The sequence below is a fragment of the Streptomyces bottropensis ATCC 25435 genome, assembly GCF_000383595.1.
In the GTDB taxonomy this organism is placed as follows: Bacteria; Actinomycetota; Actinomycetes; order Streptomycetales; family Streptomycetaceae; genus Streptomyces; species Streptomyces bottropensis.
In genome coordinates, this window is the sequence record NZ_KB911581.1 from 7175283 (window position 1) to 7195935 (window position 20653).

General features: G+C 73.5%; 12 protein-coding genes. 1 reads left to right on the plus strand and 11 read right to left on the minus strand.

Annotated features, from left to right (window positions below; translation table 11 throughout):
- Nucleotides 1-24 precede the first annotated feature (24 nt).
- From STRBO_RS0131875 to STRBO_RS0131910, 8 genes are all read right to left on the minus strand, one after another.
- Entirely contained in the window at nt 25-1083 is a 1059-nt protein-coding gene (locus STRBO_RS0131875; protein ID WP_005478983.1) for a 3-oxoacyl-ACP synthase III family protein, read from the minus strand.
- Nucleotides 1084-1144: 61 nt separating this feature from the next.
- Complete coding sequence (locus tag STRBO_RS0131880; RefSeq protein WP_005478984.1) at nt 1145-4192, minus strand: type I polyketide synthase; 3048 nt, start codon at nt 4190-4192, stop codon at nt 1145-1147.
- Nucleotides 4189-4497: an acyl carrier protein gene (locus STRBO_RS0131885; protein ID WP_005478986.1), complete on the minus strand. Its 309-nt coding sequence runs from the start codon at nt 4495-4497 to the stop codon at nt 4189-4191. Before STRBO_RS0131885 ends, STRBO_RS0131880 begins: the two co-directional genes overlap by 4 nt.
- A 46-nt stretch (nt 4498-4543) precedes the next feature.
- On the minus strand, nt 4544-6343 hold the full coding sequence (locus STRBO_RS0131890) for an acyl-CoA dehydrogenase family protein (protein ID WP_005478988.1): 1800 nt from the start codon (nt 6341-6343) through the stop codon (nt 4544-4546).
- On the minus strand, nt 6337-8289 hold the full coding sequence (locus tag STRBO_RS0131895; protein WP_005478989.1) for an acyl-CoA dehydrogenase family protein: 1953 nt from the start codon (nt 8287-8289) through the stop codon (nt 6337-6339). Before STRBO_RS0131895 ends, STRBO_RS0131890 begins: the two co-directional genes overlap by 7 nt.
- Before the next feature lie 3 nt (nt 8290-8292).
- Nucleotides 8293-10098: a fatty acyl-AMP ligase gene (locus tag STRBO_RS0131900; protein WP_005478995.1), complete on the minus strand. Its 1806-nt coding sequence runs from the start codon at nt 10096-10098 to the stop codon at nt 8293-8295.
- Between the two features lie 129 nt (nt 10099-10227).
- Nucleotides 10228-10560, minus strand: a complete 333-nt coding sequence (locus STRBO_RS0131905) for a DUF6059 family protein (protein ID WP_005478996.1) — start codon at nt 10558-10560, stop codon at nt 10228-10230.
- Nucleotides 10561-10570: 10 nt separating this feature from the next.
- On the minus strand, nt 10571-12529 hold the full coding sequence (locus STRBO_RS0131910) for an HAD-IIIC family phosphatase (RefSeq protein WP_005478997.1): 1959 nt from the start codon (nt 12527-12529) through the stop codon (nt 10571-10573).
- Between the two features lie 332 nt (nt 12530-12861).
- Between STRBO_RS0131910 and STRBO_RS0131915 the strand changes: the two genes are divergently transcribed.
- Nucleotides 12862-15762 (plus strand): helix-turn-helix transcriptional regulator, encoded by a 2901-nt coding sequence (locus tag STRBO_RS0131915; RefSeq protein WP_005478998.1) that lies wholly within the window; start codon nt 12862-12864, stop codon nt 15760-15762.
- Nucleotides 15763-15838: 76 nt separating this feature from the next.
- On the opposite strand, the gene STRBO_RS0131920 is transcribed toward STRBO_RS0131915, so the two are convergent.
- From STRBO_RS0131920 to STRBO_RS0131930, 3 genes are all read right to left on the minus strand, one after another.
- Complete coding sequence (locus tag STRBO_RS0131920; RefSeq protein ID WP_028796955.1) at nt 15839-16696, minus strand: hypothetical protein; 858 nt, start codon at nt 16694-16696, stop codon at nt 15839-15841.
- Between the two features lie 216 nt (nt 16697-16912).
- Nucleotides 16913-19918 (minus strand): aminotransferase, encoded by a 3006-nt coding sequence (locus STRBO_RS0131925; protein ID WP_005479002.1) that lies wholly within the window; start codon nt 19916-19918, stop codon nt 16913-16915.
- Between the two features lie 66 nt (nt 19919-19984).
- Entirely contained in the window at nt 19985-20425 is a 441-nt protein-coding gene (locus tag STRBO_RS0131930; RefSeq protein ID WP_005479003.1) for an Lrp/AsnC family transcriptional regulator, read from the minus strand.
- Nucleotides 20426-20653 lie beyond the last annotated feature (228 nt).

Consider the following 20653-nt stretch of genomic DNA (forward strand, 5'->3'; position numbering starts at 1 on the left):
CGGGGCGGGTGTGTGGGGGGACGGTCAGATCTTTTCGAGGGCGAAACCGGACTTGATCCACTTGCTGGACTCGACGGCGACCGCCAGCGCGCGCTGCCCCTGGCCGATCTTCTCCAGCAGCGCCTCCAGCTGGAGGAAGGGCAGGGCGTTGCCGTTGTTCCCGGTGTCCGCGACACAGGACACCTCGACGGCGCCGGGCAGGCCGAGTTCCTCCGCGATCCGCCGCGTCATCCGGCCGGACAGCTGCGGCGGGAGCAGGAAGTCGACCTGTTCGGGGGTCCAGTCGAGGTCCTCCAGCAGCTCCCAGAGGATCTCCACGGCCATGACGGGGACGGACTCCTCGATGGCCTTGTAGTCCTCGCGTACCGCCTGCCGGTCCTCGTGCCGGTCGGCGAGCCCGAACCAGTCGATGATCTGGCCGGGCTCCCGGCCGAGGCCGGTGAACCGGTTGAGGACGTTGCGCAGGGCCAGGCGCTGTCCGCGCGGCTCCGAGGTGACCACGGCGGCGCCCGCTCCGTCGCCGAACAGCACGTAGTTGACGAGGTCGCTGGGGGCGGCCGCGGACAGGTCCCGGTTCAGGTCGAGGTGCTTGCTGCAGACGTCGCCGCCGATCACCAGGCCCGCCGCGTGTCCCCCGCCGGTGACCAGGGTGTGGCCCAGCTGCAGGGCCTGTACGGCACCGGCGCAGCCGGACTGGAGCTGGTAGGTGGGGATCTGGTCCAGGCCGAGCTGGTCGGCGACGTGGTTGACGGTGGCGGGCATGAGGTGGTCCGGGGTCGCGGTGCCCATGACCACGAAGTCGATCTCGTGCGGGTCGAGACCGGACGCGGCGAGCGCCCGTTCGGCGGCCCGGGCGCACAGGTCGGCGAGCGACCAGCGCACCTCGCCGGTCTCCAGGTCCCGGGCGAAGTGCCGGGTCCGGGTGCCGATGAACACGTCGATCCACTCTTCGTTGACGCCGAGCGTCCTCGCCAGCGCCGCGTTGTCGACCGGGTCTCCCGGCAGCGCGGTACCGACCGCGGCGAGGTAGGAGACCGGCCCGCCAGGGGCGGAGCCGTGCTGGGTGGGGTGTTCCGACTGCATACGAGCGGTCCTTCCTTGGAGTCCGTCACGGTGCGACGCCCTTGCCGTGACCACGGGGTGGTTACGCGACGGCCGAACCGGCGCGGTCCTGGAGGTAGTCGGCGAGGTCACCGACCGAGGACAGCCGGGGGAGGAGGTCCTGCACGCTGATCGTCTCCAGGCCGTCCAGCCGTTCCTGGAGCCGGTCCTTGAGCTCCATGATCATCACCGAGTCGAAGCCCAGGTCCTCGTAGAGCAGGGACTGCCGCGAGACCTCGTCCGTGGCGTAGCCGCCCACCTCCGCGACGGCCTCGATGACGGCGCGCGCCACCGGGGTCGCCGACGCGTCCTCCGCGGCGGTGGGCAGCACGGCGGTGAGGACGGCACCGTGCGCGGCCGGCTGCTCCCGGGGGTGCGGCGAGCCGGTGTCCGCGCGGTCGGGTACGACGCTGAGGTCGGCCGCCGGAGCGGCCCGTACGGCGGTGCGGGTCCAGAACCGGTGGGCGTCGGAGAAGGCGTAGGGGGCAAGCCGCTGCGGCTGTCGCTCCTCCTGCGGGTAGACGGCGTCCCAGTGGGGGTCGAGTCCGCTGCGGAAGAGTTCGGCCAGCGCCTCGGCGAACGTGCGGCCGTCGGCGTCCTCACCCGACACGGGGGCCACGGCGTGCACCCCGGCTCCGGCGGCGGAGCGCAGGGAGCGCGCCATGCCGCTGAGCACCGGGCGGGGGCCGACCTCCACCAGATGGGTGGGTCCCGCCTCCAGCAGCCGGGTCATCGCGTCACCGAACAGCACGGGGGCGCCGATGTGTTCGGTCCAGTACTTGGCGTCCATGGGCTCCGCCTCCAGGAGCCGCCCGCGCACGGTGGAGTACACCGGGAGCTTCGGTACTCCGCCGCCGATCTCGTCCGCGAGCGCGGCGAACCGGTCCAGCATCGGATCCATCAGCGGCGAGTGGAAGGCGTGCGAGACCTCCAGGCGCCGGGTCCTGACGCCCCGCCGGGTGAGCTGGTCCTCGATCCGCCCCAGCGCCACCAGGTCCCCGGAGAGCACGGTGGCCCGGGGGCCGTTGACCGCGCCGACCCCCACCAGGGGTTCGGTGGCGACGAGTTCGGTCAGCTCGGCGAGCGGCGCCCGTACGGCGAGCATGCCGCCGCCCTCGGGCAGCCGCTCCATCAGGGCGCCCCGGGCGGCGATCAGCCGGGCGGCCTGTTCCAGCGGGAAGACCTCGGCCAGCACGGCCGCGGCGTACTCGCCGACGCTGTGTCCGAGCAGCAGCGCGGGCGGCACCCCGAGTTCGCCGAGACTCGCCGCCACGGCGTACTCGACGGCGAACAGGGCGGGCTGGGCCCATCCGGTGCGGTGCACGGCCTCGTCCCCGGCGAGCAGCAGGTCGCGCACCGAGCCGCCGACGTGCGGGGCGAGCGCCTCGTCGGCCTCGTTGAGGAACCTGCGGTACAGCGGCGACTGCAGGTACAGCCGCGCGGTCATCGCCGGGTACTGCGAGCCCTGGCCGGTGAACAGCAGCGCCACCTGGGGCCTGCCCGCCGTGTTGCCGACGAGCCGGGCCAGCAGGTCGTCGTCGGTGGCGGCCTCGCGCAGCGTCGTCACCAGTTCGCCGGTGTCCTGGGCGGGCACCGCGAAGCGGTAGCGGTGGCCCGTCTTGGTGCGGTTGCTGCTCCAGGACAGCGGGCCCGCCGGCACCCTGCGCTTCTCCAGGGTGTCGGCCTGGACCAGCAGGTTGCGGCGGAGGGCGGCCGTCGAGGGGGCGGTCAGCGTGAAGACGCCGGCGCCCAGCCCCGTGGCACCGGTGGTCCGGCCGGTACGCCCCGGCCCGGTGTCCTCCGCCTCGGGGCGCGCGGCGTAGGGCGGCGCGGACTCCAGGACGGCGTGGGCGTTGGTGCCGCCCATCCCGAAGCTGCTCAGGCCGCCGATCGCCGGCCCCGAGCGCAGCCGCAGCGGTGCCTTGAGCAGCCGTATCCCCAGCTTGGCGAGTTTCAACGCGGGGTTCTCCCGGGCGGCGAACCGGCTGGCGGGGACCGTCTTGTGATGCAGCGACAGGGCGACCTTGATGAGTCCGGCGATGCCCGCGGCGCCCTCGGTGTGCCCGATGTTGCCCTTGACCGAGCCGAGGGCCAGCGGGCGCCCGGAGCGCCCGGCGTGCAGCTGGCCGAGGGCCTTGGTCTCGATCATGTCGCCCAGGACGGTGCCGGTGCCGTGGGCCTCGGTGAAGACGACGTCGGACGGCTCGACACCGGCCCGGCGGTAGGCGGCGGCCAGCACCTCCTGCTGGGACCAGCGGTTGGGGGCGGTGATGCCGTTGCTGCGGCCGTCCTGGTTGACGGCGGTGCCACGGATCACCGCGTACACCGGCTGGCCGTCGGCGATCGCGTCCTCCAGCCGGCGCAGCACCACCGCGCCGACCCCCTCGCCCCGGCCGATGCCGTCGGCGTCGGCGCTGAAGGGCTTGCACCGGCCGTCGGGGGCGGACAGCCCGGCCTGCGTGTAGAAGATGCCGAGCGCCGGGGTGAGCGCCACGTTGACCCCGGCGGCGATGGCGGTGTCGCACTCCCCCGCCAGCAGCGCGTTGCAGGCCAGGTGGACGGCGACGAGGGAGGAGGAGCAGGCGGTGTCCACCGCCAGGCTGGGCCCCTTGAGGTCGAGGTGGTACGAGACCCGGTTGGCGGTCATGCAGTAGCCGTTGCCGGAGCCGAGCTGGGCGGTGACCTGGGCGTAGTCGGTCATGTGCAGGTGCGCCCACTCGTTGCCCATGATGCCCACGAAGACGCCGGTGTCGGTGCCGGCCAGGCGCTGCGGGGCGATCCCGGCGTCCTCGACGGCACGCCAGGCGCACTGGAGCAGCAGCCGCTGCTGCGGATCCATCGCGGCCGCCTCGCGCGGCGAGACGGTGAAGAACTCGTTGTCGAAGGCGTCCGGGTCGGAGATGAACCCGCCCTCGGTGGTGTTGGAGTGTCCTTCCGCGCCGGCGCGCGAGTGGAAGTCACGGGCGTCCCAGCGTTGCCGGGGCACCTTCCCCACCCCGTCGCCGGAACGCATCAGCATGTCCCAGTAGGCGGCCGGGTCGGGCGCCCCCGGGAACCGGCAGTCGATGCCGACGATGGCGACGGGCCTCATCGATTCTCTCCCTCCATCGCCCGCAGTTCCTCCACCAGGTGCTCGGCCAGCGCCGCGACGGTCGGGTAGTCCCAGGCCACAGTGGGTTCGAGGACGAGGTCGAAGTCCTCCTCGATGTCGCCGCACAGGCTCAGCGCCGCGACCGAGTCCAGCCCGTACTCGGCCAGCGGCACGGTGGGCGAGATCTCGGACGGCGTGCGCCTGAGGTACAGGGCGATCCGGTCGGCGAGCCAGCTGCTCAGCGACTCGACGGTGTGTGCGGTGTGCTCGTTGTTCGCGGTGCGGTCGGTCGCGGGGACAGTCATGGAAGAACTCCTCGGTGAAGGCGCGTCGGGTCCGCTCGGCCGGCGGTCAGCCGGCCAGCGGGGTGTCGTAGAGGTCGTAGCTGCGGCGTTCGTGGAAGCGCCGGAGCACTTCCTCGTGCACCCGGCCCTCGCACCCGGGCGGCAGGTCGGCCGGGCGCTGCCCGAGCCGGCGCGCGAGCCGGTGCAGTGCGGCGGCCACCCAGGCCGGGTCGGCCAGGAAGGGATCGTCGCCGCCCTGCGCCCCGCGCCAGACGCCGAGCACGGACGCGGCCGCGAGGAACACCGCGTAGCGGTCGGCGAGCGCGAAGCTGGCGGGGCTGGCGAGGGCGGTGCGGTCCTGCGGGGAGAGGTTCAGGCTGTCCTCCTGGAGCTGGCGCAGCTGGTCCAGCATCCGCATGACGAGGGCCTGCACCGCGAGTTCCTCGGGGGAGCCGCTGGGCAGCCCGTCGGCGGCGGCGACCAGCGAGGCGCTCAGGCTGTCCCGGCCACTGGCGAGCGCGAGGCTCCCGAAGGGGATGCCGGGCAGCCCCTCCCGCGGCCGGAACAGGCTCTGCGGGGCCTCGTCGCCGGAGAACCAGGCGCGCCGGGCCAGCCGGGACAGCTGCGGGATGATGGTGGCCTGGCAGGCCGCCGAGCCCGCGTGGCCGAGGCTGAGCACCGGCAGGTCGCGGACGTGCTTCTGGAAGAGGCCGAACTCCCCCTCACGCACGTAGAACCGCGCCCCGAGCACGATCGACAGGTCGTACATGGTGTCGGTGAGCATCTTGGGCACCAGGTACTTCACGGCCGCCGCGTAGACGCTGGTCTCGTCGGGCAGCAGATGCACCGCCCGGGTGCCGACCGTCGCCATGCTGTCGCAGATGAGCAGGTCGAGGAAGGCGCCGGTGAGGGTGGAGGAGGCGTGCGGGATCTCCATCACCGAGCGCCGGTAGAGCTGACGCCCGAGGGCGAACCGCACCACCGTGCGCAGGCTCGTGTCGAGGGCGCCGATGGCCATGCTGGGCACGGCGCTGCGGGTGATCTGGAAGGAGCGCAGCGCCAGTTCCACGCCCTGGCCCCGGGCGCCGAGCAGGGTGCTGTCGGGCACCGGGCAGTCGGTGAAGTCCAGCCCGGACAGCCGGCAGCCGCGCACCCCGACGGCGGTGTAGCGGGGCAGGACCGCGAAGCGCTCCCGGTCGAGCTGGTCGCGTTCGACGAGCAGCACCGAGTGGCTGCGGCTGCCCGGACTGTCGTCGGTACGGCTGAACAGGGCGAAGGCGTCGGCCCGGTCCGCGTTGTTGATGACCTCCTTGCGGCCGTCGAGACGGAAGCCGCCGGGCACGGGGTCGGCCCGGAACTCGTTGCGCACGAAGTCGTTGCCGTGCGGCAGCTCGTGATAGGCGACGGAGACCTTCGATCCGCCCAGCAGCAGCTGCGCCGTCCGGCGGCGCTGCTCCTCGCTGCCGGCCGTCCACACGTTGACGGCGGCCATGAAGGACGTGATGCCGTAGCCGAGGCCGAGGGCGACGTCGCGCCGGAAGACCTGCCGCATCACGCGGACGAGCGTGTCGAGCCGGTCCAGCCGCCCGCCGAGGTCGGTGGGCACGAACTCGGCGTTGAGGACCACGTCGTCGAGGAGCCGCTCACCGGCGGCGGGCAGTTCCCCGGCCTCGTCGGCGGCCAGCAGCTCGGCGGCGCCGAGCGGGTTGGCGGGGTCCTGGGGGTCTCCGAAACGGTTCTCCAGGTCGGCGATCCTGGCCTGGACCGCGCTCTCGCGCGCCTGATGCGTGGCCGGGTCGGTGACAGGGGCGGTACCGGCCGGGGCTGCCTTGCCGTGCAGCCCCTGGACCGCGGGATCACTCAGCATGACGTCCCCTCGGGTGTCCGGGTGCCGCCGGCGGCGGCCCGGGTATCGGTGTGTCCTTGCGGTACGGCGGCCGGCGGACCGCCGTCACCGCCGGGTGCGTGGGTGCGCGGGGTGGCGCCGCCGGGTGCATGGGTGCGCGGGGTGGCGCCGCCGGATGCGTGGGTGCTCCGGGCGTCCCCGCCGGGTGCCCCGGTGCCCCGCTCGGTGGTCCCGCCCAGGGTGAACGGGATCAGGGAGAACAGCTCGCCCGCCTCCCGCGCGGCCCGCAGCCGCTCCAGCAGCGCGGGGTAGGCGTCGGGGTCCCCCGCGTCCGGTTCGCCCAGCTTCACCAACAGCCGGTCGAGGACGGGCCACAGCCACACCCCGTTGCGCCACAGCTCCCCGGTGCGTCCCGCGTCCGCCGCCCGGTGGTTGTACGTCCACAGGCCGAGGCAGGCGGCGCCGGCCAGGCACAGGCCGTACCGTCGGGCCACGTCGAAGGCGGCGGGCGGGACGTCGGAGACCACGGCGCGGTGGGCGTCCATCTCCTCGTGGACCCGGCCGGTCACGGCGAGCAGCCGCTCCGCCGCCCCGAGCGCGCCCTTGAGTTCCGGCCGCCGGGCGGCCTCGGCGCGCAGCGCCGCGACCGACGTCGGCAGCGTCGCCATGATGCCGCTGCCGCGCCGGGCCACGAGGGAGAGCCGTGCCGGGTCCAGCGGGGGAAGCTCGGTGGCCAGGTCGAAGGCGCGGACGGCGCCCTTCGTGTCGCCGCCGCCGCGCAGCCAGCCCCGGGACAGCGAACGGAACTGGTTGACCAGGGAGTTGAGGTTGACCAGGGTGTTGCCGTCGAAGAGGCCGACGATGCGGTGGTCGCGGTCGACCTTCTGGAACATGCCCCGGGCGTGGACGTCCTTCAGGAAGGCCCGGGCGCCGAGCAACCGGGTCAGCTCGCCGATCACGCCCTCGGTCCCGGTGGGCACCAGGTACTTGGTGACCGCGGCGGCCACGCTCAGCTCGTCGGGGACGGTGTGCACGGACCGGGCGGCGACCGTGGCCAGTGCCTCCCCGGCCAGGACGTCCGCCGCGGCCGAGGCGAGCACGTGCCGTGCCTGCGGCAGGTCGATCAGCCGCCGTCCGAACAGCTCGCGCCGCTCGGCGAAGTCCAGGGCGATGCCCAGCGCGTGGTCGGCCGCGCCCAGGGACAGCGAGGCGCACATGGTGCGGGTGAGCTGGAGGGCCTTGAGCACGGTCTCGACGCCGCCGCCCTCCCCGCCGACCGCCGCGTCCGCCGGCACCGGGGCGCCGTCGAGGACGATCCCGCTGATGTCGGCGCCCCGGATGCCGTGCGTGCGGATCTTGTCCACGTGGCGGTAGTGCTCCCCCTCGGTCAGCCGCCGCTTGTCGACGAGCAGCACGGTGAAGCCGCGCGGCCCGCCGTCCTCGGAGGTGCGGGTGAGCACCGACAGGAGGCTGCCCCGGGTGGCGTTGTTGATCAGCCACTTCTCGCCGCTGACACGCCAGCCGCCGGCGCCGTCGGCCTCGCACCGCACGTCCCCGGCGAGCAGGTCGCTGCCGTGGGCGCGCTCGGTGAGGGCCAGCGAGACCGGCACCCCGGCCCGGATGTCCGCGGCCAGGCCGCGGGCCTGCTCGGGGGTGCCGGAGATCCAGACGCAGACCCCGCCCAGATAGGTCTTGCCGTGGCCGACGGCGACGGTCAGATCGCGGCGGGCCACCACCCGCATGACCTGCATGACGGTCTCGTAGTCGGTGAGCCTGCCGCCGTACTCGGCCGGGATGTAGAACTCCTGCAGCCCCCAGCCCTCCAGCAGCCGGCAGAGGTCGGCCGGGAACTCCTCGTTCTCGTCCAGTTCCAGGCTGCGGGCGTGGGAGAAGACCGTGCCGGGGGCCTCGGGATCGCCGAGCAGCGACTCCAGCTCCTGCGCGACTCTGTAGGGAGGATGGTCCATGGCTCAGCCCACCGGTGCCATGGCCGGGTCGGCCGCCGGGGCGCCCTGGGCGCCGTCCGGGTTTCCCTCGACGAGCGAGCGCACCGACGGGTCCAGCACGGAGTGCAGCGCGGTGACCGCTCCCTGGAGGAACAGCTTGCGCATCAGCGTCCGCTGGATCTTGCCGCTGGTGGTCCTGCGCACGGTGCCGGGACGGACCAGCAGCACGTTGCCCGCCGGGACGGCGAACTCCATGCCGATGTGCCGCTGGATCTGGGTGGCGACGTCCTTCAGTTCCGCGCCGGCCGCGGCGGCCCGGATCTCGTGGATCACCACCAGATGCTCCTGGCCACCGGTGTCGACGGCGAACACGGCCCCGGCGCCGATCGCCGGGTTCAGGCCGCGCACCGCGCTCTCCACGTCGTACGGGTAGATGTTGCGGCCGTTGATCAGGACCATCTCCTTCAGACGGCCCGTCACGAACAGTTCGCCGCCGCCCAGGACGCCCATGTCGCCGGTGCGCAGCCAGGTGCCCAGCTCCTCCTGGCCGGCGATCCGCGCGCCGAAGATCTCCGCGTTCACCTCCGGCCGCTCCCAGTAGCCGGAGGCCACGCTGGCGCCGCGCACCCAGATCTCCCCGACCTGGCCCTCGGGCCGCTCGGCGAGCGTCTCGGCGTCGACGATCCGCACCTCGAAGTCCTCGGCCAGGGCGACCCCGCTGCTGACCAGGGTCCGTCGCGGCGCGCCCAGGTACGGGCCCGTCAGGGTGCCCTGCTCCAGTCCGGCCGCGTCCACCTCGCGCAGCAGCGCGCCGCGCGTCTTCGGGGTGCCGGTGACCAGCAGGGTGGTCTCGGCCATGCCGTAGCAGGGGAACATGGTCTCCGGCCGGAACCCGTAGGGACCGAAGCGCTCGGTGAACGCCTGCAGGGTCTCGGCCCTGACGGGTTCGGCGCCGTTGCAGGCGGTCCGCCACGACGACAGGTCCAGGCCCTCCAGCTGGGCGTCGGTGACCCGGCGGACGCACAGGTCGTAGGCGAAGTTGGGGCCGCCGCTGGCGTTCACGCCGTACTCGCTGACCAGTTCCAGCCAGCGGACGGGCTTGCGCAGGAAGGACACCGGCGGGATGAGCACACTGGTGGTCCCCAGCCACAGCGGCTGGAGGATGTGCCCGATCAGACCCATGTCGTGGTAGAAGGGCAGCCACCCGCCGATCATCGTGTCGGGGGTGTTGCCGGTGGAGCGGGCGATGGCCGCCTCGTTGGCGAGCAGGTTGCCGTGCGAGACCATCACGCCCTTGGGGGCGCTGGTGGATCCCGAGGTGTACTGCAGGAACGCCAGGTGCTCCGGGCTCAGCCGCGGGTCGCGCCAGGCGGCCGCGTCACCGACGGGCCCCTGGTCGGTGGGCAGGCACACCACGTCCGAGAAGCCCTCGGCCGCCAGCCACGCCTCCACCTCCGGGGCGTGCTCGGCGAGGGTCAGTACGGCGCCGACCCGGGCGTCGCGGACGATCCCGGACACCCGGCGGAAGTGCTGGCCCTGCTCGGAGGGCAGCGGCGCCGGCACCGCGACGGCCCCGGCGTAGAGGCAGGCCGTGAACGCCTTCACGAAGTCCAGGCCCGAGGGGTAGAGCAGCAGGACCTGACGTCCTGCCAGACCCCGTTCCTGCAGCCAGGACGCGATGTCCTTGGCCGCGCGGTCCAGGTTCCGGTACGGCAGTCGCTCGGGCTCCTTGCCCCGTACGCCGTCCGCGAGGAACACGAACGCGTCCGTGTCACCCCGTTCGTCCGACCGCGTCAGCACGACCTCCGCGAATGAACCGAATTCCGCCACCGTCTTTCCCCTCGCCTCGAAGCGACTCGTATCGCGTTGACATCGAATCGGCCCGGTCGGGCCGACTGTCCGCCGGACCCGTCGTGCCGATCGTCGGGTCCGTCTCTAAAGCCCCTCTTGCGGCCGGCGTCACTCCCGCCGACCGGGGCCGTCCTCCACCCGTCCGTGCCTCTCCAGCTGCGCCCACAGCTCCCGTTCGCGCGGGGAGAGCGGGACATCGGCGACCAGGCGCTCGGGGTGCGCGGGCGGCGGCTCGTCGAGCGGGAGCGCGCCGGCCGGTCTCCCGGGGTCCGCGTCGTCGAGCCACCACTGCCTGGCCTGCTCCACGGAGGCCGGCGGCACCATGCCGAAGATGACGGCGAGCGCCCCGAAGCCGTCCACGAAGAACGTGACGACGCCCTTGCGGATCCGTCGCGCCGCCGGGCGCGCGGACCACCACCCGCTGCCGGGCGAAGCGGCCACGCCGGCCGCCTCAGGACGAGCGCCGGGTGAAGTCCGTCCGCAGACGGACGTGCACCGGCGCCGCCGGCAGGTGTTCCTCGGACAGGTCGTGCCGGAACGACACGGTGCCGTCGGTGTCCTCGCCCGTCTCGGCGAAGCCCAGCGACGGGTACAGACCGCGCACCCGGTGGTTCTTGGCCGTCGGACGGTAGCGGGCGTACACGGCGCCCGCCCCCCGGGCCCGGGCCTCGCGCAGCACGGCGGTCAGGCAGGCCTGCTCGATGCCGCGCGCGAACACCCGGCAGCTCAACAGCATGTTGTCGATGTGCCAGCCGCCGCCGTCCGCCCCGCCGTCCGTGCCGACGCCGCTCACCAGGACCGCTCCCACCAGTCCGTTGTCCCCGAACCGGTCGGCCGAGCGGATCGCCAGCACCAGCCCGTCGGCGGACTCGTGGCGGGCCCGCACATCGGCCTGCTGGAGCCGCTCGGTGGTGAGGTTGAACTGGTTGGTGCGCAGCGTCACCTGGGAGACCCGCGGGATCTCGTGGTCGCGCGGGGGCGACAGCGAGACCTCGACGCCCAGTTCGGCGAGGTAGTCCTCCATGGAGTCCGCGCCCTCCAGGAGGTCCTGGCGGGCCACCTCGGTGCGGTACTGCGTCGAGCGGGCCCGGTCCTCGGCGGTCAGCTCCCGTACGTCGAACCAGCCGTCCGCCAGCAGCCGTTCGATGTGCAGGGCGGGTTCCTCGTCGAGCCGGACCACGGCGACGCCGGGCAGGCTGCGGGAGACCAGACCGCACTCGAAGGGCGAGTCGTCGGCGAAGACGAAGCTGTCCACGCCCAGGTTGAGCCGCTGGGCGATCTCCAGCAGGTTCCGGTCCTTGGGCTCCCAGTTGGCGGTGACCTGCACGAAGTCGGTCTCCCGCAGGGCCATGTCGGGGTGCTCGCGCAGCACGGCGCGGACCGGCTCGATGTCGTTCTTGCTGCACACCGCGAGCAGCACGCCCTGCGCGCCGAGCTGCCCGACGGTCTTCTGGAACCGGCCGAACGCCTCCCCCCGGTAGGTGGTGGCGGCGGCGATGCCGTCCGGGCCGTCGTCGCCGAGGATGCCGTCCCACAGGGTGTTGTCCAGGTCGACCACCAGCACCTTCTTGCTGCGCCCGCGCAGCACCCGGGCCAGGTGGCCGATCTCCCGTGCGTACCCGGCCAGGAGTTCCTCGCCGAACTGCACCTTGGCGTAGGCGGCGAGCCGCGGCTCGTTGACCGGGCCGCTGGAGGCGACCAGCGGTTCGAGGTCCACGACGTGGACGCGCTCGTGCACGACGGCCAGCCGCAGCAGGCCGGCGTTGAACTCCCGCCAGATCACCCCGAGCCGGGCCCTGGAGCGGGCGTCGACCAGGCGGCGCAGGTGGCCGCGCAGCAGGGGGACGGTGTTGAGGACCAGGGTGCCGCCGCCGCGCGTGACGTAGCGCTCCACCAGCGAGCCGATGAGGTTCAGCTTTCCGGCGGTGACGCGCTGGACGTCCTCCACCAGCCAGGGGTGCGGGAGTTCACCGAAGACGATCTCGGCGTCCAGCACGCACAGCGCCAGGTCGGCGTCGTACATCTCGCTGGCGGTGTTGTGCAGGTCGCGGCGCCAGGAGTCGTAGTCGCCCTCGTGCAGCGTCGACAGCAGGCCGTGCCGGGCGAGTTCGGCGGTCAGCGGGGCCGTGAGCCCGCTCAGGGTGGAGCCGCCGGTGACGGCGACGGTGATCGTCTCGGTACCGGGGTGCTCGCGCAGCACCTCGTCCCGGTCCAGCCGGGACAGCAGCTGCCCGGCTCGCGCCAGGTCGGGTGCCGGAGGTCCGGCGGGGTCCCCCGCCGCGGCCAGTTCGGACAGCAGACCGGGCACCTCGTCGTACGCGTCGGCGAGGCGTCCTTCGGCATGGAGGGCGCGCAGCCGGTCCAGCGGTCCGGTCCGCTCGCCCACGGCGGTGCTCACAACCGTGGCCATGGTGTCTCCATTCACTGAATCGCCCGTCGCTCGGCCCTCCCGGTCCCCCGGGAGCACCGACGCGGGTCCGCACCCCATCCCGGACACGGACCCACCACCACTGCCGGTGGCCGTCCCGAGCGTGCCGAGCGCTTCTTAAGCGCCCCTTGAGCGCTCGGACGGCGCGGGACCTCGGACCGGCGGCCCGCCGTGTGACATCCGTCCGTTCCGTTGCGCCGACGCGGTGGTCACGACGATCAGCGGGAGATGATGATGTGTGGGGGGAAGGTGAAGACAGGGGGGCAACTGTGGGCGCCGATAGGGTGGTTGGGGACGGCGGGAACAGGGCCCCGTTGCTGGGCCGCTCCGCCGAGCTGGCCCGGTTGGACGCGCTGCTCGACCGTGCGGCGGGCGGCACGGCGGAGAGCGGGGAGTTCCCCGACGGCGGCCGCTCCCGGCTCGTCGACATCACCGGGGTGGCCGGCATCGGCAAGAGCCGGCTGCTCGGCGAGGTCTGCGCACGGGCGCGCCGGCGCGGCATGACGGTCCTGCGCGGCAGGGCCACGGAGTACGAGCGGCGGGTGCCCTTCCAGGTGTTCACCGACGCGCTCGCCCACCTCGATGCCGGCGCCGACGGCTTCCCGGAGGCCGACGCGGTGGCGCCCCTGCTGCAGCGCGGCGGCGCGGTCGACCGTTTCGCACTGCATCGGTCCACGGCCGCCCTGCTCGCCCGGCTCGCCGCCCCGTCCGGGCTGCTACTGGCCCTCGACGACCTGCACTGGGCGGACCCGGCCTCACTGGAGCTGCTGGACCATCTCGTACGGCATCCCGTGCACGCCCCCGTCGTCCTGGCCGTGACACGCCGTGACCGCCAGAGCCCCGAGTCCCTCACCGCCGGGCTCACCCGAGGACGCGACACCGGCGCGGTCGTCGGACTCGCCCTGCGACCGCTGAGCGCACGCGACTGCGCCGAACTGGCCGGCCCCGGCCTGCCGCCAGCCGAGACCGCCGCGCTGTACGCCACGAGCGAGGGCAACCCGTTCTACTTCCTGACCCTCCTCCAGGCCCACCGCGCGGGTACGGCGCCCGGGGCCGCCGAGCCGCCCGGCCTCGGCACCCTGCTGCTGGACGAACTCACCGTGCTCACCCCCGCCCGGCGCGGCATCGTGGAGGCGGTGGCCGTCCTGGGCGAGCACGCCACCCCGGCGATGGTGAGCCGGGTGACCGGCCGCTCCGGCCCCGCGTTCGTCGACGACGTCCACGCGCTCACCCGCCGCGACCTGCTGCGCCCCACCCCACCAGGGCTGTTGACCCTGCGGCATCCGGTCGTACGGACCCTCGTCCACGAGAGCACGCCCTTCCTGAGGCGCGTCGAGATCCACCGGCTCGCCGCGCGGGAACTGGCCCGGGTGGGCGCCTCGGCCGCCGAGCGGGCCCACCATGTGGAACAGTCGCTGACCTCCTGGGACCCGGAGGCGGTGGCGGTGCTCGACGAGGCCGCCGCGCGCACCGCCCGCACGGCCCCGGCGAGCTGCGCCCACTGGCTCGATGTGGCCCTGCGCCACCTCCCGGACACTGCCGAACACGCCGTCCGAAGACGTGAGTTGGTTCTGAGGCGGGCCCGCGCGCTGGCCGCGTGCGGGGGCCTGCGCGAGAGCCGCGCCCTGCTCCAGGAGCTGATCGCCACCCCGCGGGCGCCCGACGACCCGGCCACCGGCGACGACCTGGGCCTCAGGGTGCGCGCGGTCGTCCTGTGCGCGCTGGTGGAGCGTCATCTGGGGCGCTCCACCGAGGCCGTCGCGCTGCTGCGCCGCGAACTGGCCCGCGGCCCCGCGCCGGGCCATGTCGTCCGGCTCGGCCTGGAGCTGGGCTCGGCCGCGCCCCTGGACAGCGCCACCTCGTACGCCCAGGTGCGCACGGAGGTCGAGGCGGCGCTCGCGGCGGCCCGGTCCACGGGGGACGAGGTCGGGGAGGCGGGCGTCCTCGCCGTCGCCGCCCTGGGAGAGGCGTACGAGGGCGACATGAGCGCGGCGCACCGGCTCGCCCGGCAGGCCGCCGCCCTGGTCGACTCCCTGCCCGACAATGACCTCACCGCGTTGTGCGAACCACTGGCCCGGCTCGGCTGGGCGGAGGCGTTCCTGGAGCACTATCCCGACGCGGAGCGGCACGCCGAGCGCGGCCTCGACATCGCCCGCCGCAGCGGTCAGCTCTATGTCGTGCCCCATCTGCTGCTGTGCCTGTCCCACGTCCGGGTCCAGACCTGCCGGATCCCGTCGGCGCTGGAACTCGCCGACCGGGCCGAGGACATCGCCCGCGGGGTCGGCAGCGACCAGTTGCTCGCGTTCGTCCTCGCGAGCAGGGCCGCCGCGCTCGTCGCCGGCTGCCCGCCGGGCGATCCGCGCCCCCTGGCCGTCGCCGAGGAGGCGGTGGCCGCGGCCGGGAACGGGGTCGACTGGTGGGCCTCCACGGCCTGGTGCATCTTCGGCTGGGCCGCGCTCATGGCCGGCGATCCGGTCCGCGCCCGGGACGCGATGCTCCGGGCCGGCGGCCCCGAACTGCAGCGCATCCAGCCCTCGATGCGGCCGCTCTACCTGGAGATACTGGTCACGTCCGCACTGGTGACGGGGCTGCCCGAGGAGGCCCGTGGCTGGGCCGAGCGGGCCCGTAAGGAGGCGGAACAACTGGGGCTGCCGATGCAGCGGGCCTCCGCGCTGCGCAGCACCGCCCATCTGCCGCTGGCACAGGGCGACACGGCAGCGGCGGCGGACCTGTTCGCGCAGGCCGCGGCGGAGAGCGCCCGCTGTGGCGCGGTCTTCTGGGAGGCCCACTCCCTGCTGCTCGGCGCCCCGCTGGAAGCGGCGGCGGGCCGGGGCCGGGACGGCACGCAGGCCTGGCTCAGGGGGCGCCGGCTCGCCGAGGCGGGCGGCAGCGCCCTGCTGGTCGGCCTCGCCGACGCCACCCGTCCGCCCGGTGGTGGCGCCGAGGCCCCGTACGGTTCCCCGGACCGCGCCGACGTCACCGAACGGCTGGCCACACTGACCGCGAGGGAGCTGGAGATCGCCGAGCTGGTGGCGCAGGGGCTCACCAGCCAGGCCATCGCGGACCGGCTCTACGTCAGCCGGCGCACCGTCGAGACCCATGTCTCGCGCACCTTCCGCAAGACCGGGATCTCCTCGCGGACCGCCCTGGCCGGTCTGATGGCTCGCCGCCGCACCGGGAGCCGTTTCGGGGACGCTCGCGCGGAGCGGGACTGAGCGTGCTACGGGTGCCCTCGGCGGTGGTCGGTGAGCCCCCGCGCACCGACCACCGCCGTCCCGGCCGGGAGTGTGCCTACCTGACGTCGACGTAGTCGCCGGGCGCCGTCGCGGAGCCGGTCGTGCCGGTGCCGGCGAAGACGAAGCGGTAGTAGCCGTCGGAGCCGGCCCTGGTGGTGGTGCTCAGGGTGCCGGTGCCGCTGGTCCTGACCGTCTTGAGGGTGGTGTAGGTGCTGCTGCCCCTCTTGCGGAACTGCAGTTTCACCGGCTGGGCCCCGTATCCCGCGTTCTTGCCCGTGCTCCAGTTGGCGCGGCTCAGCTTGCCGGTGACCGTGATGGTCCGGCCGGCCCGCACCGGCTCCGGGGAGGCGTTGGCGGTCAGCGCGGCGGCACGCTTCATCCGGGTCCGGGCGACGTCGTCGTCGTAACTGGCGTTCGCGTAGAGGTCGTAGGCGCCCAGGAAGAGTTTCCAGGTTCCCGCGGTGCCGTTGCCGTCCTTGAAGGCGACCGCGGGGTCGATGGTGAAGACCGTGGTGCAGCTGTAGCTGTAGCCGCCCTGGACCGGCGTCTCCGTGCAGGTGGGGTAGGCGTCCGACTCCAGGGCGCCGGTGATGGTGTCCGTGTTCGAACTGTCGGTGCCCTGCCAGAGGAAGGCCTGGGTGATGGCGACGCCTTCCTCGTCGAAGGCGGTGAACGTGACCGGGACGGCCTTCTTGCCCTTCACTCCGAGAACGATGTCCTTGCCCTTGTTGACGACCCCGTTCTTGAAGGTGGTGCCGCCCAGCGCGTCCTTCGGCCGGAGGCTCTGTGCGGTGACCGCTCGGAGATCCGTCGCCGCCCCGGAGTGCTCCGCCGCCTGCGCGGCGCCCGGAAGAACGAACGCCGAGAGCACGACGGCGCCGGAGACGACGGTGGCCACAGTGTGTGTACGCAAGTGGTTCCCCCATGATGAGGTCGGTCGGCCCAGCCGGACTGCCCCCGTGGCAGGGCCTGTTGATGTGGTGAAGAGACCGGCGCCCGCACGCCGGTGTCGTCATGTACGCAAGCAAACGGCACGGGGGTCAGGGGCGCGTCGGTAGGAGTACGTATTCCACGTACGTACTCGAACGGCCGACAGCCCGCCGACCGCCGGGCCTTCGGATGTGCCGCGTCAGCGGGAGTGGCCGAGCTGGGTGAGGGCCAGGTCGAGCATGTCGGTGAAGAAGTCGACCGCGGTGGCGTCGATGCACAGCGGTGGCTTGATCTTGAGGATGTTGAGGTGGTCCCCGGTGGGCTGGACGATCACGCCGAGGTCGAGCACGCGGTCGCAGAGTTCGGCGGTCTCCTCCGTGGCGGGTTCCAGGCTCACGTCGTCCCGGACGAGTTCGAGGCCGAGGTAGAGACCCGAGCCGTGGACGGCGCCGATGATGCCGTGGCGCTCGGCCAGTGCCTCCAGGCGGGCTTTCAGACGGCCGCCGACGCGGGCCGCGTTGCCCTGGAGGTCTTCGTCGCGCAGGGTGTCCAGGACGGTGAGGCCCACGACGCTGGAGACGGGGCTGCCGCCGGTGGAGGAGAAGAAGTAGCCCTGGTCGCGGTACCGGTCCGCGACGGCCCTGGACGTGATGACGGCGCCGAGGGGGTGTCCGTTGCCCATGGCCTTGGCGACACAGACGATGTCGGGCACGACCCCCTGCTGCTCGAAGCCCCAGAACCAGTGCCCCAGGCGGCCGTATCCGACCTGGACCTCGTCGGCGACGGCCAGGCCGCCGTGCCGCCGTACCGCCGCGTAGACCTGGGCGAGATAGCCGTCGGGCAGGGCGACTCCCCCGGCGTTGCCGTAGAAGGTCTCGCCGATGAACGCTCCCGCCGGGCGGCCGGTGGCGGCCAGTTCGTCGAACAAGGCGACGGCCTCGGGCGCGTAGCGCACGGCTTCCGGTCCGCGGTGGCGGCCGCGGTAGGGGTTGGGCGAGTCCACGGTGTGCACCCAGCCCGGACGGGTGGCCAGGGCCTCGGGGTTGTCCTGGAGCGAGGTGGAGACCGCGTCGGAGGCGTACGTCCAGCCGTGGTACGCCTCGCGCAGCGCCACGACGTCGTGCCGGCCGGAGGCCCCGATGGCCAGGCGCAGGCCCAGATCCACCGCCTCCGAACCGGAGTTGACGAGGAACACCGTGTCCAGCGGGTCGGGCAGGAGCGCGGCGAGGCGCTCGGTGAACTCCACGACGGAGGCGTAGTGGAAACGCGAGTTGGTGTTGAGCCGCCGCAACTGCCGGGAGACCGCCCGCTCGACGCGGGGGTGGGCGTGGCCCAGTGGTGTGACGTTGTTGACGATGTCGAGGTACGACCGGCCGTCGGTGGACAGCAGATGATGGCGCCAACCGCGTTCGATCCGCGGGGGGTCGGCGTAGTAGTGCCCCTGCACGGTGGCGAACACGGCGTCGCGCCGGGCGAGCAGGTCCCTCTCGCCCGTACGGTCGGAGTCGGCCGGGAGGCCGAGGAGCGGGGCGGGGTCGGCGGTGAGCGCGAGCCAGCCGGCGGCGTACTCGGGACGGACCAGGCGCGGGACGGCGGGGCCGTCGGCGGCGCGCAGCGCGACGTGGACCGCGGCACCGGCGCCGAGGTGGGCGATGTCCTCGCCCGCCCGCACCGTCGCACCGGTCGTCACCACGGGCTGGACCGTGCCCGGGAAGGTCAGCGTCAACACCCTTGTGTCGTAGGTGAGTTCCACCTGTCCCGGCGCCGCGGCGAGGACCCTGCCCGCGGCGGGCGCCTGCGCCACGGCGTCCCGGCCGAGCCTGAGGTCGATGCCGGTGGGCACCGTGGCGGCGGACCGCGCCGACAGCGCCGGTGTCCGGGTCAGGCGCGCACGGGCGTACCGGGTGGCGACGGCGGCCGCTCCGTCCGCGAGCGCGGAGGTCGTCAGCCGGGCCTCGGCGCCGGGGTCCGTCCAGGCTCCGTGGTCCAGGCAGTCGGCGTCGGTGGACAGGTCGAGGACGGTGATGCCGTCGGCGGCGAGGTCCCGCAGGAGAGGACGTACCGGCGCGTCGGCGCGCGCGGTCCGGGCGGGCTCGTCGGCACGCGCGGTCCGGGCGGGTGTGTCGGCCGTGCCGACCGTGCCGGTCGCGTTCCTGACGAGGTGGATCATCACCGCCAGGGGCAGGCTGGTGGCCTGTTCGAATATGCGCCATTCGCGGTCCAGCGCGTCCTTGGCGTAGGCGTTGTCCTCGTCGACGACGGCCTGGTGCCGCCCGCTGGCCACCAGGACGGCGGCGCGCAGCACCACGAGCGGCCACACCGCCTCGGCCTCCTCGGCGCTGAGCGGCCGGACGGCGTGGAAGGCGCGGACGGCCGGCAGGACGTGGTGGGGCTCGATGCCGTCGTGGTGGAGCATCGAGGACAGGGACACGGCGAGTTCGCCGACCGCCCAGCTCGTGGTCACGTCACCGAAGTCGATGACCCCGTCGGGCAGGGGCGGACGGCTGTCGGGCGAGCGGATCAGATTGTCGTCGGTGAGGTCCAGGTGCACGGCCTGCGACGGCAGCGTGGCGGCGAGCCTGTCGACCTGGGCCCAGGCCTGCGCGGTCGCGGCCCGGACGGCGGCGCGCCGGTCGGGCTCGGCGATGTGCCCGGCGAGTTCGGCGACGACGCGATCGGCGTACCGCGGGTCCCACTGGAGCACTCGGTCGAGGCCCGGGTGCCGGAAGTCGCGCAGGGCGGTGCCGGCCCTTCCGGCGATCGTGCCCATGGCCGCCACGGTGCGGGGAGACAGGTGCCGGGGTCCGGAGAGTGTTCCGCCGGGCAGGTGGCGCAGCAGGCGCGCGACGGCCGGACCGCTGTCGGTGGCCACCGTCGTGCGCCGGGGGGAGCCGTCGGGGCGGCGCAGGACCGTGGCGATCCGCAGGTCCGGGCAGGCCGAGGCGATCAGGTCGGCGGCGGCGTCCGCGGCCTCGATCTCCGTCGCGTCGAAGGCGGGGTTCGCGATCTTCAGGATCGCCGCGGGCGTCCCGTCGTCGGCGCGCAGCAGGAAGTTGGCGTCCTGCTGGCTGCCCAGCGCCTGCGCGCGAGCGGTGACGCCGAGGTGCTCGGCGGCGATGCGCTCGGCCTCGGCCGGGGTCAGGCGGGGCGCGGGAAGGGCGCCCTCGGTGAAGAAGTCGATCGTGCGGTGCTCGTCGGGCAGCATGCGGGGTTCCTCGGCTGGTGCGGTCGGACGGAGGGGGCTCGGACGGCGCTCGGACACTGCGCCGCCTCAGTCGACGTGCCACAGGAAGCGGTGGGTGTGGATCCCGAAGTACGGGAAGTTCTCCACGGACGCGACCCCCTCGACGGGCCGTACGACGTCGTTGATGAAATCCAGGAGGTCCCGGGGCCCGGGGCACACCACCTCGGCGAACAGGTCGAAGCCGCCGGCCGTCAGGACCGTGTAGACGACCTCCTCGTGCCGGGACAGTTCATCGGCGACGGCGCGGGGATCGCCGTCGACGCCCAGGCCCAGCAGTGCCATCGCCTGCTGGCCCATGGTCATCGGGTCGGTCACCCCGACGACCTGGACCGCCTTGGTGTCGATCAGCCGCTGCAGCCGGAGTCTCGCGGCCGAGGGCGACAGCCCCACCTTCGGGCCCAGGTCGGCGTACGGGATCCGGCCGTCGACCTGCAGCTCCCTCAGGATGGCCCGGTCGATGTCGTCCATGCGGACCTCTCCCCTGTGTGAACGGCAAGCATGGTGCTTGTTTCAAGCACCATGCCCGATCCATACGCTCGATTCAAGCGTCTGGACGATGGAATCGAGCAAGAGCCGAGGGTGAGGGATCGAGCGGCTCACGTGGATCACCCATCGCGCGGCCGGAGACCGGGCCGGTGCGGGGTGTTCGGCGGGGTGACGAGGGGGTGCCGCGCCGGTCGCGGTGCGGGCGGAACA

Bases quoted from the DNA above. Each gene is read 5' to 3' on its own strand.
- STRBO_RS0131875 (WP_005478983.1), bottom strand. From the start codon at position 1,083: ATGCAGTCGGAACACCCCACCCAGCACGGCTCCGCCCCTGGCGGGCCG.
- STRBO_RS0131880 (WP_005478984.1), bottom strand. From the start codon at position 4,192: ATGAGGCCCGTCGCCATCGTCGGCATCGACTGCCGGTTCCCGGGGGCG.
- STRBO_RS0131885 (WP_005478986.1), bottom strand. From the start codon at position 4,497: ATGACTGTCCCCGCGACCGACCGCACCGCGAACAACGAGCACACCGCA.
- STRBO_RS0131890 (WP_005478988.1), bottom strand. From the start codon at position 6,343: ATGCTGAGTGATCCCGCGGTCCAGGGGCTGCACGGCAAGGCAGCCCCG.
- STRBO_RS0131895 (WP_005478989.1), bottom strand. From the start codon at position 8,289: ATGGACCATCCTCCCTACAGAGTCGCGCAGGAGCTGGAGTCGCTGCTC.
- STRBO_RS0131910 (WP_005478997.1), bottom strand. From the start codon at position 12,529: ATGGCCACGGTTGTGAGCACCGCCGTGGGCGAGCGGACCGGACCGCTG.
- STRBO_RS0131925 (WP_005479002.1), bottom strand. From the start codon at position 19,918: ATGCTGCCCGACGAGCACCGCACGATCGACTTCTTCACCGAGGGCGCC.
- STRBO_RS0131930 (WP_005479003.1), bottom strand. From the start codon at position 20,425: ATGGACGACATCGACCGGGCCATCCTGAGGGAGCTGCAGGTCGACGGC.